Here is a 15,357-nt window from a genome sequence, read left to right as displayed (position 1 = left end):
CGCTTACCGCTCATGGGCACCTCTCTTTAAGCCATCTTAAATGACTCTGAGGTGTCTGTTAAACCCGTGGCGATTCAGCCTTTCATGAAGGCTGTTTTATATGGCTTAGGATGCCATATTTTCCCCCAGCTTTTCCCGAACCGATATCATATCAATTTCGTGCTTTTTTAGCAGAGCTTCATTAAGCAAGGGGTTCCTCTCCCGAAAGAGAGTGTCCGCTTATCACGCATAGTTAACGTGTAACGCTGGCATGGGGTTAACTGCAGGCCAGGCACGAACGCACCTGAATGCAGGTGCGTGACTAAATAAGGTGAACGGCTAAGCGTGTTGTAAAAGAAAATGCCGGAGTTCCGCTGCAACTTCTTCCGGTGCTTCTTCAGCCATATGATGACCGCTGTTTATCGCTTTACCCTGGAGATTTGTTGCCCAGCTTTTCCAGATACTTAATACATCGCCGTATATATCTTCCAGATCATCATATTTTGACCACAGGCAGAGCGTGGGACATTCAATCATCCGACCGAGCTGGCGATCCTGAAGCTCATGCTCCTTATCTATACTTAAACCAGCGCGATAATCTTCGATCATGCCGTGGACAGTCTCCGGATCGTGTATGGCTCGCCTGAATTCAACGTACTCTTCATCTCCCATGGATTCTGGCTGGCCGCCATACCATTTATCCGGGTCAGCCAGAATGGCTCGTTCTGGTTTTTCTGGTTGAGCAAAGAAAAACCAGTGATACCACTGTCTGGCAAATTTCTCATTACATCGGTTGAGCGCTTCAAGTATTGGAATGCAATCGAGTACGGCAAGATGTGTAATGCGGTCCGGGTAGTCCAGAGCAGCTCTGTAAGCTGTGTAACTTCCTCTGTCGTGTCCAGCCAGCGCAAACTGTTCGAAACCCAGCTGGCTCATCAGTTCTACACAATCTTTCGCCTTAGCTCTTTTAGACGAACCAGCATGATGGGGCTGATCGGCGGGCTTTGATGAGCAACCGAAACCACGCAGATCGGGGCATACCACCGTAAAAGATTTGGCAAGCTCGGGGGCCACTTTTGACCAGGTTGCATGCGTACGCGGATGTCCGTGCAATAGCAGAACCGGAGGCCCCTTACCGCCATAACGAACATTAAGCTCTGCTTCTGACACGCTGATTTTGGTGTGCGTAAACCCCTCAAACATAAGTTTCTCCCGCCGGTTGCTCAGTAAAATTATAGCTGCCTTCCCGGTATCAACCCTTTCCAGCCCGGTGAGAAAAGGAAAAGGTAGCCGCACATCCAGGAGTTTCCCCTACGAGGCCTGAGAATCCTTATCCACATCTTCGCTGCACATCCGGCGCGTAAAGCTGTGGATAGTTTGCTGCAGGCCACGCCAGCAACAGGCTGCGAGCGACTGTTCAATTTATAACCTGTCGTTCCGCTGTAAACTCTGTTTCGCGAACGCAACAGCGCTAGCTAAAAAGTTAATCAGCAGCGAATAAAAGAGAAGCGAGCGTAACGGCAGTGACGACCAATTTCGTGGGCCATGTTCAAGATTGCGTGCCCGTATGCTTCTGTAGATTTCTTTCGCTCTGCACGCCCGTCGGGCTGAAAAACGTTAAAGGGGCGACCCGCTGGATCACCCCTTTCGCCTTACACCATCGCTACCACACTCAACGCGATGCCCTCTTTATTATGAATGTCTCCGCTGCCTGAGCGCATAAGCCAGCACAACGGCAAAGCAGAGCAGCGGCAAACCGTAAGCCACGGCGGTACTGACATGGTCGGAAATCAGCCCCATGAAATAAGGCATAATCGCGCCGCCAACAATCGCCATGATCATAAACGAGCTAGCCTGTTTAGTGGCTGGACCGAGATTTTTCACGCCCATAGCAAAGATGGTCGGGAACATGGTGGACATAAAGAAGAAGATGGCGATCAGCGCAACAACTGAAACGTCGCCTGCGCCGAGCATCACCGTGGCACACAGCACGATATTAATCAGCGCATAGGCTGCCAGCATCGCTGCTGGTTTAACCCTGCCCATCAGCCAGGTAGAAAAGAAGCGGCCAAGCATAAAGCAGATCATCGCGACCGAAAGCATATAAGAGGCGCTCTGGTTGGTCACGCCGTGCCAGTGCTCGGTGGCGTAGTTAATAAAGAAGGCGCCCACCCCAACCTGCGCGGCAACATAAAAGAACTGCGCAATCACGCCGCCGACAAAATGTTTTTGCTGCCATAAGGTAGCGCCGGGCTGCTGCGCATGTTCACTGGCGGCCTCACGAATATCTGGCAAGGCGGTACGTTTAAATAGCAGCGCAATAGCGATGACCACAAACGCAATCACCACATAGGTCATTTTGACGCTATCCTGCGCAGCATCCTGGCTGGCGTGCGTAAAGAACAGCGAGCCGCCAATCATCGGTCCGACAAACTGTCCCAGCCCGTTAAAGGATTGCGCCAGGTTGAGACGGCGCTCCGCGCCATTTGCATCGCCCAGCACGGTGGCATAGGGGTTAGCGGCAGTTTCAAGGCAGCCAAGGCCGCAGGCCAGCACGAACAGCGCAAACAGAAATACCGAGAAATTATTGACCATCGCCGCCGGTACAAACAGCAGCGCGCCAATGGCGTACAGCGATAACCCCGCAAGGATCCCCGCCTTGTAGCCGTGACGGCGCATAAAATAGCCCGCCGGCAGCGCCACAATAAAATAGGCCCCAAAATAGGCCGCCTGCAGTAATCCTGACTGGGCTTTGGTGACGTTTAACGTTTCCTGAAAGTGTTTATTTAAAACATCCAGCAGGCCGTATGACACGCCCCACATAAAAAACAGGGTGGTGATCAGCATGAACGCCCAGCGCAGGCTAATAGAACCCCCGACGCCAATATTTTCTGGCGTCTCGACGCGTTGTGTTGACATGGTTATATCCTCGTAGCGTACAGTCGGTAAGTGTTGTTATTGGTCCTGCAAAGAGAATATTCGCGCCATCGCCACCCATTTTTCCCCTGCGGGCGTCCAGGGCGTTGGCTGCTGGAATTGCCACATCAGCGCTTCCCAGCGCTGAATATGCGGATTTTGTTCAGATGCCTGAGCAAAATCCTGCGCGTTAAACCGATCGTTCACCTCCATTAGCATAAAAAGTCGGGTACCCAGCCGGTAGATCTCCATATTGACGATGCCGTGCTGGCGCAGATGGTCCGCTACTTCCGGCCAGATGCGCTGATGCAGGCGCTGGTATTCGCCGATCTTGTCCGGCTCATCCACCAGATCCAGCGCCAGACAGTAGCGCGCTGTTGCGCCGCTCATAACAGCGCCCGATCGAGATGCAGATAGCCGCCATCGACGCTCAGCCATTCGCCGGTAGTGTGTGAAGCGCGCTGCGACAGCAAAAAGACCGCGGTATTGGCGATCTCCTCCGGCGTGGTCATGCGCTGGCCGAGCGGAATACGCTGGGTGATTTTCGCCAGTTCGCCCTCGGGATCGGCGAAGGTGCCAATCCAGCGTTCATAGAGCGGCGTCATCACTTCGGCGGGCACCACAGCGTTCACCCGCACCCCGCTGCTCCGCAGCGACACTGCCCACTCCCGCGTCAGCGCCAGAATTGCCCCTTTCGCCGCGCAGTAACCGCTGGTGCCGCCCTGCCCACTTAGCGCGGTTTTTGAGGCGATATTAACGATTGCTCCGCGGCTTTTTTCCAGCGCGCCCTGGCAAAAGTGCGCCATCTGGTAATAGTGCAGCAGGTTCTTTTCCAGCGAAGCGACGAAAGCGCTGCGTCCCGCTTCCAGCCCGACGCCATCGTTGACGCCAGCGTTGTTCACCAGCCCGTCGATGCGCCCGAACTGTTGCAGCACCGCCTCAACCGCGCGCTGACAGTTCTGCTCGTCGCAAAGGTCGGCCATCGACACTTCGGTTTGCGGCTGCAGTTCACGCAGGCTGGCCAGCCACATCTCTTCCGGCTGCGCATTGGTGACGATGGCGGGGATCGCGCCCTCTTCCGCCAGCAGACGGGAGATAGCGGCGCCGATGCCCGACCCGCCCCCGGTGACGATCACTACTTTATCCTGCAAAAACAGATTCATTATTCTCTCCTGTCAGGCCATATACCTGCGCGGCCGTATTGCCCCAGATAGCGGCCTGTTCGTTGGTGGACAGCTCAGCTGTCGCTTCATCAATCAACTCTGCTACCGCGTGATACTCCGCTGCCAGCAGGCAGACCGGCCAGTCAGAACCAAACATCAGGCGTTGCGGGCCGAAACGCGCCAGCGCTTCGCTGATAAAGGGCCGCAGCTGCGCGCTGCTCCACTGCCCGTGCGGCGCTTCGGTCACCAGCCCAGAGAGTTTGCATACCACGTGCGGCATCGCAGCCAGTTCCGCTACCTGTTCGCCCCAGGCCTGCGCGCCGCGCGCAATATCGGGTTTACCAAGGTGATCGAGCACCAGCCAGTGGCGATCGTGCTGCGCGGCGAATCGGGTGGCGTCCGCCAGATGACGCCAGGTCACCAGCATTTCCCACACGTAGTCCCGCTGCTGCAGCTGACGGATACCATCCGCCACGCGCGGTTGCCGTAGCCATGCGGCGGGATCGCGCTCATCCTGCACCTGATGACGGAAACCGCGCAGCAGCGGATGCTGTAATGCAGCCAGCTGCTTCGTCAGATCCGCCGCGGTGATGTCGATCCAGCCAACCACCTGCGTCGCCGGTTGCTGCTGCGCCCACTGCAACAGCTGCTGCGTCTCCGCCACGCACTGTCGTGCCTGCACCGCAATCGAGCCCTGCAGCTGCCGTTGCGCCAGCAGCGGCGCAAGGTCGTCCGGTAAATAATCCCGTTGCAGACGCGTCATGGACTCAGCGATCCACGGATAGTCCACCGCGTCGTAGCGCCAGAAATGCTGATGAGCGTCGATTCGCACTTCAACCTCCCTGCGCGCGATAGCGGTATTTCTCGCGTGAAGCGGGATACATCTCAATGGAGAAGCCGGGCGCGGTCGGCGGCATATAGCTGGCACCGCGGATTTCGCAGGGATGCAGAAAGTGTTCGTGCAGATGATCGACATACTCGATGACCCGGCCTTCATGGCTGCCGGCTATGCAGACAAAGTCGATCATCGACAGGTGCTGGACGTATTCGCACAGTCCCACGCCGCCAGCATGCGGGCATACCGGCAGCTGATATTTTGCCGCCATTAACATCACCGCCAGCACTTCGTTAACGCCGCCGAGGCGGCAGGCGTCTATCTGCACTACATCGATCGCTTCACGCATAATCAGCTGCTTGAAGATGATGCGGTTCTGGCACATCTCGCCGGTTGCGACCTTAACTGGCGCTACGCCCTGGCGAATTTTGCGATGCCCTTCGATATCGTCCGGGCTTGTCGGCTCCTCAATAAACCAGGGGCGCGCGAACGCCAGCTGCTGAACCCAGTCTATTGCCTCATTCACTTCCCATACCTGGTTGGCGTCAATCATCAACTGGCGATCCGGCCCCAGCACCTCGCGCGCAATACGCACGCGACGGATATCGTCTTCAAGGTCGCGTCCGACTTTCAGCTTGATGTGGGAGAACCCGGCATCGACTGCCTGCTGGCAGAGTCGGCGCAGTTTATCGTCGTCATAGCCGAGCCAGCCCGCCGAGGTGGTGTAGCAGGGATAACCCTGCTGCTCAAGCTGGCGGATGCGCTCCGCTTTGCCCGCCTGCTGTGCCGTCAGCAAGGCGAGCGCCTCGTCCGGCGTGATGCAGTCGGTGAGATAGCGGAAATCGATGCAGCGTACCAGCGCCTGCGGCGACATATCGGCCACCAGTCGCCACAGCGGCTTCTCTTCCGATTTCGCCCAGAGATCCCATACTGCGTTAACTACCGCGCCGGTCGCCAGATGAATGGCGCCTTTATCCGGGCCGATCCAGCGCAGCTGGCTGTCGCTGGTTATGTCGCGCCAGAACTGCCCCATATCGGCGGTAATGGACTCCAGCTCACGACCGACGATCAGATGTTCCAGCGCGCGGATCGCCGCACAGCAAATTTCATTGCCGCGCCCAATGGTAAAGGTCAGCCCGTGACCGCTGATCGCCGCGTTATCGGTTTCGATAATGACGTAAGCGGCAGAGTAATCAGGGTCGGGATTCATTGCATCCGAACCGTCAAGATGCTCGGACGTGGGAAAGCGGATATCCTCAACGCGCAGTGCGGTCAGTCTGGTCATTCTTCGCTGCCCTCGGTGATCTGACGCTGTTCGCCCAGTCCGGCGATCCCTAACCTGATGACCTGTCCCGGACGCAGGTAGACCGGCGGTTTCTGCCCCATGCCGACGCCCGGCGGCGTGCCGGTAGAGATAACGTCGCCCGGCTGCAGGCTCATAAACCGGCTGAGATAGCTGATGATATGCGCCACCGAAAAGATCATGGTGCGGGTGTTGCCGTTCTGATAGCGCTTGCCGTCTACCTCCAGCCAGAGATCGAGCTGCTGCGGATCGGCGATTTCATCGGCGGTCACCAGCCAGGGGCCGATGGGGCCAAAGGTGTCGCAGCCTTTGCCTTTGTCCCAGGTGCCGCCGCGTTCGATCTGATATTCCCGTTCTGAGACGTCGTTGACCACGCAGTAGCCTGCAACATGCGACAGCGCATCCTCTTCCGCGATATAGCTGCCGCCTTTGCCGATCACCACGCCCAGCTCCACCTCCCAGTCGGTTTTTACCGAGCCGCGTGGAATGCGCACCGCATCGTTTGGCCCGACCACCGCGCTGGTCCATTTGCCGAACACTACCGGCTCTTGCGGGATCTCTGCGCCGGTCTCCGCAGCGTGATCGGCATAGTTCAGTCCGATACAGATAAACTTGCCGATACGCCCGACGCAGGCGCCAGTGCGCGGCTGCCCGCTGATTTTGGGCAGCTCGCTGAGCGGCAGCTGACGCAGCCTGTCGAGCGAGTCCGGCAGCAGCGCATCGCCTGCGATGTCATCAATGTAATGCGACAGATCGCGCAACTCACCCTGCTCATCCAGCATTGCCGGACGCTCTTTACCCGGTTCGCCCACACGTAATAATTTCATTGTTCCACTCCTGTTAGTTGCTCCAGCCGCCATCAATAATCTGCGCGGTACCGGTGGTATAGGCGCTGGCATCGGAAGCCAGATAGGCCGCCAGATACGCGATCTCCTCTGCCGTGCCGATACGGCCAATAGGCTGACGCGCGACAAAGGCGTCATAAACTTCCGCTTCCGCTCTTCCTTCCGCCTGCGCCTGCGCGGCGATGCGCTGGCGCAGCGACGGCGAATCCACCGTGCCGGGACAAATAGCGTTGCAGCGGATGCCGTCGCCGATGTAATCCGCTGCCACCGAGCGCGTCAGGCCAATCACCGCCGCTTTGGTCGCGCTATAGGCAAAGCGATTAGCCACGCCTTTCACGCTTGATGCCACCGATGACATGTTAATAATCGAGCCCTTTTGCTGTTTAAGCATCGCGGGGAGAAACGCCTGGATCATGTGAAACATCGCTGTGACGTTCAGATCAAGCGCGAACTGCCACTCCTGTTCGCTGCACGCCAGCAGGCTGCCGCTGTGTACCACGCCTGTGCAGTTAAACAGCACGTCGAGGGTGCCAAGCTCCTGCGCCGCCGCGTTAATCGCCTGACGATCGGTGACATCCAGCAGGTAAGCGCGAATACCGGGCAACCCCTGCAGCGCGGCGAGGTTGATATCGCTGGCGATAACGTCCGCGCCCTGCTCAGCGAAGTAACGCGCGCTGGCCAGCCCGATACCCTGCCCGGCGGCGGTGATTAATATGCGTTTTCCGTGTAAATTCATTGCATTTCCTCTGGTCCAAAGATCTAATGGTCAGGCCATTAAGAGTGAATTTTGCCCTTCCGGGTTAGCAAATATCGCTGGCTACTTTTTCGCTGACGCATTACGTTTTATTGACATTTGCGTAACATTGACAAGTGCCCTGACGATTATTTGTGCATCTGGTCACTTAATTTATTTAGACAGGTAGCAGTGCCATGCCGATAAAAAAGATGGAAAACCCAAGGCTTTACAGACAGATAGCTGACCAGCTAATCAAGCTTATCGACAATAATGAATTTCCTCCCGGCAGCCGCCTGCCAGCGGAGCGGGAGCTGGCCGAGCAGCTACAGGTGAGTCGCGCATCGGTACGTGAAGCGTTAATCGCACTGGAAGTGATTGGGCTGGTGGATGTGAAAGTCGGCAATGGCGTGATTGTAAAAGCACGTTCGAGTACGCAGGAACCCGTGATGATACAGGCCGGGCGCGATCAGTGGATCGAGCCGGACGATGAACTGGGGATTAACCTGGATTTCTCCACCGAACTGCCGCCCTTTTCGCTGTTGCAGGCGCGACGCCTGATTGAGCCGGAGGCCGCTGCGCTTGCCGCCGTACATGCCAGCGACGAGGAGCTGGCGCTGATCCGCGCAGCCTATTTGCAAAACTGCGAAGATAACCGCGCGCAGTCACGCACCCATCCCGGCGACCGCTTATTTCATATTCGCATTGCCCAGGCGAGCGGCAATCCGGCCTATGGTTTTATCATCGGTCATCTGCTTGGGCATCGCTATGGCAGTATGTTCCGTATGCTCCAGGCGCACTATACGCCGAGCGATATGCCGATTGTTTCGGAAACGGAGCACCTGACAATTCTCACTGCGCTTGAAAAGCGTGACGGGAAAGCCGCGCGAGTCGCGATGAAGCAACATATCGATCGGGTCATTGCCACCTTTGAGCGTGTGCAGGAGTGAGATTGCTTGCGGCAGTAAAGATTCAGGGCCAGGCGGGACGACATGCCCGGCTTTGCCAGCCTGGAGCGTAACCGTTCTGCCTGTGATGTTTCTGGTCAAACCTGTCGGGCAGCCTCCATTTTCAGTACCGAAAAATAGTATTATGGTAATGTCCATTTTATTTCTTATCGGTTATTACATGATGAATAAATTTTTTTACATAAAGTATTTTATATACAGCGCTATTTTCTGGTCTTTTGTATTAACAGGGCTTACATATAATGATACTGCGGAAGTAAGTTATCTGACCAGTTTTATTGCATTCGCCCTTTGCTCATCCCTTTTCTTCCCGATGGCCGTTGATTTTATATACCGCATCTTTCCGACGCTGATGAAACCCACCACCTACCTGGGAAGGCGAGTGGAATTTATTGTACTTATATTTGCCGTACCTCTCGGTCTGTGCTGGCTTGTTCAGCGCATGATTAAACGCTGAACTTACTCAGTCACAGCCCAGGATTAACCAAATAGCGTCGTTATTATATTATCCAAAAGCTGGTCGCTAATCAGCGCACCCACCACGGTCATCAGTAATGCATAGCCCAGGATACCGATAGCCGTTCCTGTCATAACGGCAAATACCCAGGCCACTAGCTCCGTGGCTAAATAAGCGGCCCCCATACTTTCGACTTTGAGAAAGAACGGCTTATAGTCTCCTGACTTAAGCGAATTTTGCAATTCTCTGACCAGAATCCAGCCATCGATTCCATAGCTCACCCGACTCAGTGCTTTGCTGTACTGAGCGAGATTCCGGGCTAAAGCATTAGCATCCAAAGCTGCAAGCGCGTTAGCCATAGCCTGGCGATCCTGAACCCCAAATTTGGCATAGATAGTTGCCTGATACTTATTAAACGCGGCAAGTGCTTCGTCAGCATTACGTAATTTTTTACCCTGCGCGCTATCTGCAAGCTTCTGGGCGCTTTGCCCAGCTTTCTCACCAAATTTATCAGTCACTTTTTCCAGGAAGTCCGCAGTAAACTTCACGGCAGTCTCTATCTCCGCCGTTACCGTCTCTACTGATTTCATTGCGGCCTGCATCTCAGCAAGACCTTGTTGGTCAGCCTGAATCAGTTGTTCGACGTTAGCCTTATCTATCGCCCGAGCATCAATATACTCCTGCGCCTGTGCTGCATCGTCATCACTTGACGGCCACCACAGGCGGCCCTGCTGCATAATAATATCTAACTCAATATACTTCAGGCTACATTGTTCAGAGGCGATTTTAGCCTGCAGTTCGGCTACCACTGCATTCTGATAGGCTACCAGCGCCTGTGCACGGGCGGCGGGACCCGCATTCAGTAAGGACAAATACGCGCTTCCAAGACGAGCAGTATTTTGCTGTGCGGTAAGTAAAGCCTGATCCAAATGCTTCTGCTGCTGGTCTGTTTCTTCCATCTGCGCCAACATTTCTTGCCTGTGAATAGCGGGCACATTATCGGCCAAAGCCAATGGATCAATAGTAACTGAAACAGAATTTGGTTTCGTCACCAGGCCCATACCATAATTTTCTTCATAGCCACCAGCCCCGTCACTGTAAGTTTTCGCGTTTGTAATGGTAATAATTACCTGACCAGATGCCTCGTAAGGTATCCCATCTTTATAATAAGCGACTTTAGCCATATACCCCTCCAGATAATTAACTGGGATTTTTGTGTATTTGATTAAGTTTAAAGTGCAGCCTGATTCTTTTAAGATCATGGAATATTTACTTTTCTTTACCACTCCCATTAATTTATTTTCCGCAATATTTATTTCCACTCAATTTTACAGAGCATTCTCTTTAACGTTATCGAATTATTGTTAACCTCTTGACTACATCCGACTCGAGATGAATTGTTACCCCCCTTCCCACGCGCTGACCCTACGTAATTACTTATAAAATACTGCCTTTACTTTACGCGACCTTATAAAATAAGGGATCCAGATTACTACGCCAACGACCCCTGCAATAACGATTGACTGCATTCTTAAACTCATGGGGATATTTTTGGAAAAATGCAGATAAAGGAACATCGGTGTGTAGCTTATAAAGTTCAGGATATAAAGTATTATCATAGCTTTTATGGCTTCTTTCTTCTGAGAGTAGAATAGTATTGTCGCGTAATAGGTCCATAACTGACAGATGATGCCGACAATGACCATATAAATTGAAAACCACAGCACCACAGGTTTATCTTCACTGATTTGCATATAAAGCATTTTGGTTATTTTATACAAATTGAAGGTTCCCACTATGCACGTCAACAAAAGACCAATTGCGGGTAAGTATAAAAAACCATTTATTTCGTTCTCTTTCTTCATCAGAATCTCCTTCGTTTCGGCAGTATCCTTTTCATGTGACTTATTGCCCTGATATGAGTTTTTCACCCTATAAACTGAAATAAAGCAGTGTTACTTAGATATCATAACTGTCGCCACCTGTAAATAATAATGATAATCATTATCAATTCAAAATAACCTGCGATGTTAGAATGTGTCCCCCACTCTCCAGAAAAAATATAAAAATCAACCAGGTAAAGCAGGCTCACATATAACTTCTGGTATCAAAAGAGAAGCAAACCATAGAGGGTCGACGGGTTTTCGGAAGCACAAGAGCATATACAGGAGGCAAACAGAGAGACGTATTTTTCAGGCCTCAGAATAGGGATAAAGCATCTGCCTGTAAGGCCTTGGGTTATCTGACGCTAAGCGATTTTTAAACAAAATATGGATTCTTTCCTTACTAACAGCCTGCCTCTTACAGACAGGCTGTTAGCGTTCATTCTTCTCTAACCCTGAAAAACAGGCAGTAAATTAAACCAGCTCAGCGTCCAGGCCAGGATATTTAACACTCCAAAGGTGATGACTATCCCTGGCAGAATGCATCTCAAGCTATCACTGCCGTTTTGCTCAGCGAAACGCTTCTGCGCGTTGATATAAAGCAAAGCCGGAACGATAACCGCCCAGAGCGTGGCGAAAAGACCGGCAAAGCCAATGGCAGCCAGAAAACCGTTCGGAAACCATAGCGAGGCGCTCAGAGCGGGAACAAACGTCAGCAAGGCAACTTTAAAACGTGCCAGAGGCGTGTTACCCAGCTTCAGGCGATCGGCTATAAAATCAAAAAGACCGGCAGTCACCCCTAAAAACGATGCGATAACCGCGAAATGTGAAAAAAGCGTCATCATAAATGTCAGCGCGCCCACATGAAGACGATCGCGTAATGCCGCGAGCAGCGCGGCAATATCCCCCCCGGCCGCCACAACGGCGGGAAACGAGGCGCGCGGCAGATTGCCCATCGTACCGGTCATCCAGAACAGGTAAATAATCAGCGACATCAGGGTGCCGAATACCAGAGCGCGTCGGACCTTCTTCTCTTCGCCAGCATAGTAGGTTATCAGGCCGGTAATATTGCCATGATAACCGAACGACGCGAGGCAGAATGGCAGCACGCCTAATGCATAAGGCCAGTAAGACTGCGCCTCAGAACCCGCATTGGTAAGGGTGAACAGGTTTACCTGCGTGAGCAATCCACCAAAAACGGAGACCAGCAACAGAAGTTTGGCCAGCACGCAAAAAGTCATTATCCTGCTGACCCCTTTCGTTCCCAGCCAGACGACGACGGCAACGCACAGCGTCAGGATCACTTTTGCGCCCGCGTTTGAAACCGGCAGGCCCGCGCTGTTAAGGGAATGCTGATAGACCGGCCCGCTCGCAGAAATATAGGCATATGTCAGAATGCCCAGCACAAACAGAATGCTCAGGCCATTGATGGCGGCCCAGCCGCGTCCTAACAATGCGCGAGTCAGCGTATCGTAGCCAGAACCTGTCGGGAAATAGCGACTGGCCTTTAAAAACATCAACCCCGACAGCAGCATCGATCCCCAACTGACCAGCAGGATAAACAGCGACCAGCCGAACCAGGCACCAGCCATCACAACCGGCAGCGTAAACATCCCTGCGCCTACCACCGTTCCGCAGATAATCATAGCGCCCCACAATACTGAAGGCTGGCGCCGTGCTAATGCTGTTTCTGTCATTACGTGTTCCGATAAAAAGGCTAAAAAGCGATGGCAGAGCATACCTCATTAGCGGGTGGTTCTGTCCAGGCTCAACCGGTCCCGGCACGTCAAACGCTATGGTTATCGCCAGCCGCGCCCAACGCCGCACCGGTTAAACGGTTGTGTTTATCCCTGCGCCTCTTGAAGAAAAGCGGATATGAAGCTTGACGCATTCTGCGCGCCACAATTAGGATATGATTGTTTCCTAATTTAACAGGGAGGCGATGCCGCCATCGCGCAGGCCCCGCCAGTGCGGGTCTGAGCAGGTGTCATTCATTTTTATCGCGTGATGCAGACCCTGGCGACGCCCGCCTGGATCGCCCGAGCGGCGCGTTGCGATACCGCGTTTTCTTTCTACCTAAAGGACAAGATTATGATTCATGGAACTATGCCGTCACCGCCAGAAGGTTTCAGCCATAAATTCGCCACGGCTAAGGGTTTGCGCTTTCACTATGTCGAGGGCGGCGTGCAGGAAGGGAGTACCGTGGTTCTGGTGGCGGGATTTCCAGAGAGCTGGTATGCCTGGCGACACGTTATGCCGCTGCTTGGTGATCGCTTTCATATCATCGCGCTGGATTTACCCGGCCAGGGAGACAGCGATCGGCCGCTCGACGGCTACGACACGCACACCGTCGCTCACCGCGTTCACGATCTGCTGGATCACCTTGGCGTCAAGCGATATTGCCTTGCCGCTCATGACGTCGGTGCCTGGGTCGCCTTTCCCTATGCACACTTATTTGCTGACGAAGTCGCATCGCTGGTATTAATGGATGCTGGCATCCCGGGCGTTACCCTTCCCGATATGCTGCCCACCGCTTCCAGAAACGCCTGGAAAACCTGGCACTTCTCTTTTCACGCCGTGCCGGATCTCCCTGAGATACTGCTTGCAGGGCGAGAGAGAGCCTATCTTGAATGGTTTTTCTGGAATAAAACCGCCAGCCCCGCCTGTTACGGCGAGGAGGCAATCGCTGAATACTTAAGGATCTACGGCGCTCCCGGCGGCATGCGGTCTGGCCTGGCGTTTTACCGCTCCGCGGCCTTATCCGCTGAGCAGAACCGGGCGCTATCTCAACAAGGTAAACTCATGATGCCGGTACTGGGCTTAAGCGCCGATCAAGGTTCAATTCCTGATATGTCCGCCGCGCTGCGTGCTTATGCTGCCGATGTCGCAGGAGAAACCATTAAAGAGTGCGGCCACTTCCTGCCAGAGGAAAAACCCGAAGCTGTCGCGGAGGCATTAGCGCGTTTCTTTACAGGCAGCCCCCAATAGGGGGTCCGTCCTTTACTCTATTTTTGCCAAATCGACGCCGGTGGCATTGGGCAGGCAGAGCGCCGCGATAATCCCGATGGCATAAGATGTGATAGCCAGTATGCCCATCGCATAGCCTAAGTGGATCTGGCTGGACGCGATGCCCACCAGCGCAGGCATTAACGAGCCGAATCCACGTCCAAAACTGGCGCAGAAACCTGCGCCGCTCCCGCGGATAGAGGTAGGGTAAAGCTCCGAGAAAGCGGGCGTTAAACCTGAAGCTAACCCGCCCTGCAACGCGCCCAGGAAAAACCCCAGCGCCAGCGTAATGTTCAGGCTAATGTCAGCAAACATATAGACGCTGACTACGACGATTTGACCCATCAGAAAAAGAATGATGGTTTTCCAGCGCCCTAAGTTATCGCTTAATCTGCCATAAATAAAAGGCCCTACCAGCGATCCGATAATATTGATCGCTAAATAGCCGGACATAGATACCACCGGCAATCCCAGCTCCATACGTAAATAGGTAGGCAGCCAGGTGATCATAATGTACGCGCCGCCGAATATGCCGCTGGCGAGCAGCGTCGCCGTCACGGTTATACGCCGATGCTTTTGATGAAAGATGTCGCCTATTTTGCTTTTTTGCCTGTTTTCACGGGTGCGGGTAAAAACGGGCGATTCCGGAACCAGACGACGAATAAACCAGACAAGCACAGCCGGAATAATACCGATAAGGAAAAAAAGCTTCCAGGCTAACTCTTGTGGAAAGAAATTAAGCAGTACCGGCAATACCGCTAACGATATCGCGTAGCCAAGCGCATAGCCGCTCTGGATCGAAGCGCCGACACGGCCACGATAGCTGGCGCGAATCACTTCGCTGATCAACACGCCGCCGACTACCACCTCCCCGCCATAGCCTAACCCCTGCAGAAATCGGACGGCCAAAAACTGCCAGAATTCACCGCAGAGCGCAGTCAGCGCCGTAAAGCAGGCTACCCATAACACTGTCAGCTGCATCACGCGTATACGTCCCCAGCGATCGGCAAGCATACCCGCGCTCCAGCCGCCGAGCGCACTGCCAATGAGTGATGCTGAACTTAAAATACCCGCTTCCGACTTAGTCAGGATCGCCAGACTTAATAATATCGGCATGACCAGCGAATAAATGGTGCTGTCCATGGAATCCAGCGTAAATCCACCCAGACAGGCCCACCAGGTTTTCTTTTCGTCTTTATTTAATTCGCTGTACCATCCTGCTTTCATTATTCACCTGCCGTTTATAATAAAAAGAATAAAAGCCTCTTC

General features: G+C 53.8%; 15 protein-coding genes. 3 read left to right on the top strand and 12 right to left on the bottom strand.

Going from position 1 to position 15,357, the window contains the following annotated elements:
• Positions 1-318: 318 nt before the first annotated feature.
• The 8 genes from EKL29_RS16410 to EKL29_RS16375 all read right to left on the bottom strand — a co-directional run bounded on the left by EKL29_RS16410 (position 319) and on the right by EKL29_RS16375 (position 7,777).
• Entirely contained in the window at positions 319-1,182 is an 864-nt protein-coding gene (locus EKL29_RS16410) for an alpha/beta hydrolase (protein ID WP_126690219.1), read from the bottom strand.
• 489 nt (positions 1,183-1,671) lie between these two features.
• Entirely contained in the window at positions 1,672-2,898 is a 1,227-nt protein-coding gene (gene fucP / locus EKL29_RS16405; RefSeq protein WP_120456161.1) for an L-fucose:H+ symporter permease, read from the bottom strand.
• A gap of 36 nt (positions 2,899-2,934) precedes the next feature.
• On the bottom strand, positions 2,935-3,285 hold the full coding sequence (locus tag EKL29_RS16400; protein WP_126690218.1) for an L-rhamnose mutarotase: 351 nt from the start codon (positions 3,283-3,285) through the stop codon (positions 2,935-2,937).
• Positions 3,282-4,058: an SDR family oxidoreductase gene (locus EKL29_RS16395; RefSeq protein ID WP_126690217.1), complete on the bottom strand. Its 777-nt coding sequence runs from the start codon at positions 4,056-4,058 to the stop codon at positions 3,282-3,284. Before EKL29_RS16395 ends, EKL29_RS16400 begins: the two co-directional genes overlap by 4 nt.
• Complete coding sequence (locus EKL29_RS16390; RefSeq protein ID WP_126690216.1) at positions 4,036-4,890, bottom strand: amidohydrolase; 855 nt, start codon at positions 4,888-4,890, stop codon at positions 4,036-4,038. The genes EKL29_RS16395 and EKL29_RS16390 overlap by 23 nt, the downstream gene beginning before the upstream one ends.
• Position 4,891: 1 nt before the next feature.
• Positions 4,892-6,178: an L-fuconate dehydratase gene (locus tag EKL29_RS16385; RefSeq protein WP_126690215.1), complete on the bottom strand. Its 1,287-nt coding sequence runs from the start codon at positions 6,176-6,178 to the stop codon at positions 4,892-4,894.
• On the bottom strand, positions 6,175-7,023 hold the full coding sequence (locus EKL29_RS16380; RefSeq protein ID WP_120456152.1) for a fumarylacetoacetate hydrolase family protein: 849 nt from the start codon (positions 7,021-7,023) through the stop codon (positions 6,175-6,177). The genes EKL29_RS16385 and EKL29_RS16380 overlap by 4 nt, the downstream gene beginning before the upstream one ends.
• Positions 7,024-7,036: 13 nt before the next feature.
• The gene (locus tag EKL29_RS16375; RefSeq protein ID WP_126690214.1) at positions 7,037-7,777 is read right to left on the bottom strand and encodes an SDR family oxidoreductase; all 741 of its coding nucleotides are present in this window, start codon (positions 7,775-7,777) and stop codon (positions 7,037-7,039) included.
• Between the two features lie 194 nt (positions 7,778-7,971).
• Between EKL29_RS16375 and EKL29_RS16370 the strand changes: the two genes are divergently transcribed.
• Both EKL29_RS16370 and EKL29_RS16365 read left to right on the top strand, forming a co-directional pair.
• The gene (locus EKL29_RS16370; protein ID WP_120456148.1) at positions 7,972-8,724 is read left to right on the top strand and encodes a FadR/GntR family transcriptional regulator; all 753 of its coding nucleotides are present in this window, start codon (positions 7,972-7,974) and stop codon (positions 8,722-8,724) included.
• Positions 8,696-9,199 carry a hypothetical protein gene (locus EKL29_RS16365; protein WP_126690213.1) on the top strand — a complete coding sequence of 168 codons (504 nt, stop codon included), beginning with the start codon at positions 8,696-8,698 and terminating at the stop codon, positions 9,197-9,199. The genes EKL29_RS16370 and EKL29_RS16365 overlap by 29 nt, the downstream gene beginning before the upstream one ends.
• A 23-nt stretch (positions 9,200-9,222) precedes the next feature.
• Here the strand turns inward: EKL29_RS16365 and EKL29_RS16360 are convergent, their stop codons facing one another.
• The 3 genes from EKL29_RS16360 to EKL29_RS16350 all read right to left on the bottom strand — a co-directional run bounded on the left by EKL29_RS16360 (position 9,223) and on the right by EKL29_RS16350 (position 12,779).
• On the bottom strand, positions 9,223-10,521 hold the full coding sequence (locus EKL29_RS16360; RefSeq protein WP_126690212.1) for a colicin-like pore-forming protein: 1,299 nt from the start codon (positions 10,519-10,521) through the stop codon (positions 9,223-9,225).
• Positions 10,522-10,632: 111 nt separating this feature from the next.
• The gene (locus EKL29_RS16355) at positions 10,633-11,064 is read right to left on the bottom strand and encodes a DUF2569 family protein (RefSeq protein ID WP_126690211.1); all 432 of its coding nucleotides are present in this window, start codon (positions 11,062-11,064) and stop codon (positions 10,633-10,635) included.
• Positions 11,065-11,531: 467 nt separating this feature from the next.
• Positions 11,532-12,779, bottom strand: coding sequence for an aromatic amino acid transporter (locus tag EKL29_RS16350; protein ID WP_126690210.1), 1,248 nt, complete (start codon positions 12,777-12,779; stop codon positions 11,532-11,534).
• Between the two features lie 394 nt (positions 12,780-13,173).
• Here EKL29_RS16350 and EKL29_RS16345 point away from each other — a divergent pair, with 394 nt between their 5' ends.
• On the top strand, positions 13,174-14,070 hold the full coding sequence (locus EKL29_RS16345; RefSeq protein ID WP_126690224.1) for an alpha/beta fold hydrolase: 897 nt from the start codon (positions 13,174-13,176) through the stop codon (positions 14,068-14,070).
• A gap of 12 nt (positions 14,071-14,082) precedes the next feature.
• Here the strand turns inward: EKL29_RS16345 and EKL29_RS16340 are convergent, their stop codons facing one another.
• Positions 14,083-15,315, bottom strand: a complete 1,233-nt coding sequence (locus EKL29_RS16340) for an MFS transporter (RefSeq protein WP_126690209.1) — start codon at positions 15,313-15,315, stop codon at positions 14,083-14,085.
• Between the last annotated feature and the right edge of the window lie 42 nt (positions 15,316-15,357).

The sequence above is a fragment of the Pantoea sp. YU22 genome (assembly GCF_003970755.1).
Lineage (GTDB): Bacteria > Pseudomonadota > Gammaproteobacteria > Enterobacterales > Enterobacteriaceae > Pantoea > Pantoea piersonii.
Note: the sequence above shows the minus strand (reverse complement) of the source record. Positions and strands in the feature narration are given on the sequence as shown.

Excerpts from the sequence above, each read along its gene's own strand:
- EKL29_RS16410 (WP_126690219.1), bottom strand. The coding sequence starts at position 1,182 with ATGTTTGAGGGGTTTACGCACACCAAAATCAGCGTGTCAGAAGCAGAG.
- fucP (WP_120456161.1), bottom strand. The coding sequence starts at position 2,898 with ATGTCAACACAACGCGTCGAGACGCCAGAAAATATTGGCGTCGGGGGT.
- EKL29_RS16400 (WP_126690218.1), bottom strand. The coding sequence starts at position 3,285 with ATGAGCGGCGCAACAGCGCGCTACTGTCTGGCGCTGGATCTGGTGGAT.
- EKL29_RS16395 (WP_126690217.1), bottom strand. The coding sequence starts at position 4,058 with ATGAATCTGTTTTTGCAGGATAAAGTAGTGATCGTCACCGGGGGCGGG.
- EKL29_RS16385 (WP_126690215.1), bottom strand. The coding sequence starts at position 6,178 with ATGACCAGACTGACCGCACTGCGCGTTGAGGATATCCGCTTTCCCACG.
- EKL29_RS16380 (WP_120456152.1), bottom strand. The coding sequence starts at position 7,023 with ATGAAATTATTACGTGTGGGCGAACCGGGTAAAGAGCGTCCGGCAATG.
- EKL29_RS16375 (WP_126690214.1), bottom strand. The coding sequence starts at position 7,777 with ATGAATTTACACGGAAAACGCATATTAATCACCGCCGCCGGGCAGGGT.
- EKL29_RS16370 (WP_120456148.1), top strand. The coding sequence starts at position 7,972 with ATGCCGATAAAAAAGATGGAAAACCCAAGGCTTTACAGACAGATAGCT.
- EKL29_RS16355 (WP_126690211.1), bottom strand. The coding sequence starts at position 11,064 with ATGAAGAAAGAGAACGAAATAAATGGTTTTTTATACTTACCCGCAATT.
- EKL29_RS16350 (WP_126690210.1), bottom strand. The coding sequence starts at position 12,779 with ATGACAGAAACAGCATTAGCACGGCGCCAGCCTTCAGTATTGTGGGGC.
- EKL29_RS16345 (WP_126690224.1), top strand. The coding sequence starts at position 13,174 with ATGATTCATGGAACTATGCCGTCACCGCCAGAAGGTTTCAGCCATAAA.
- EKL29_RS16340 (WP_126690209.1), bottom strand. The coding sequence starts at position 15,315 with ATGAAAGCAGGATGGTACAGCGAATTAAATAAAGACGAAAAGAAAACC.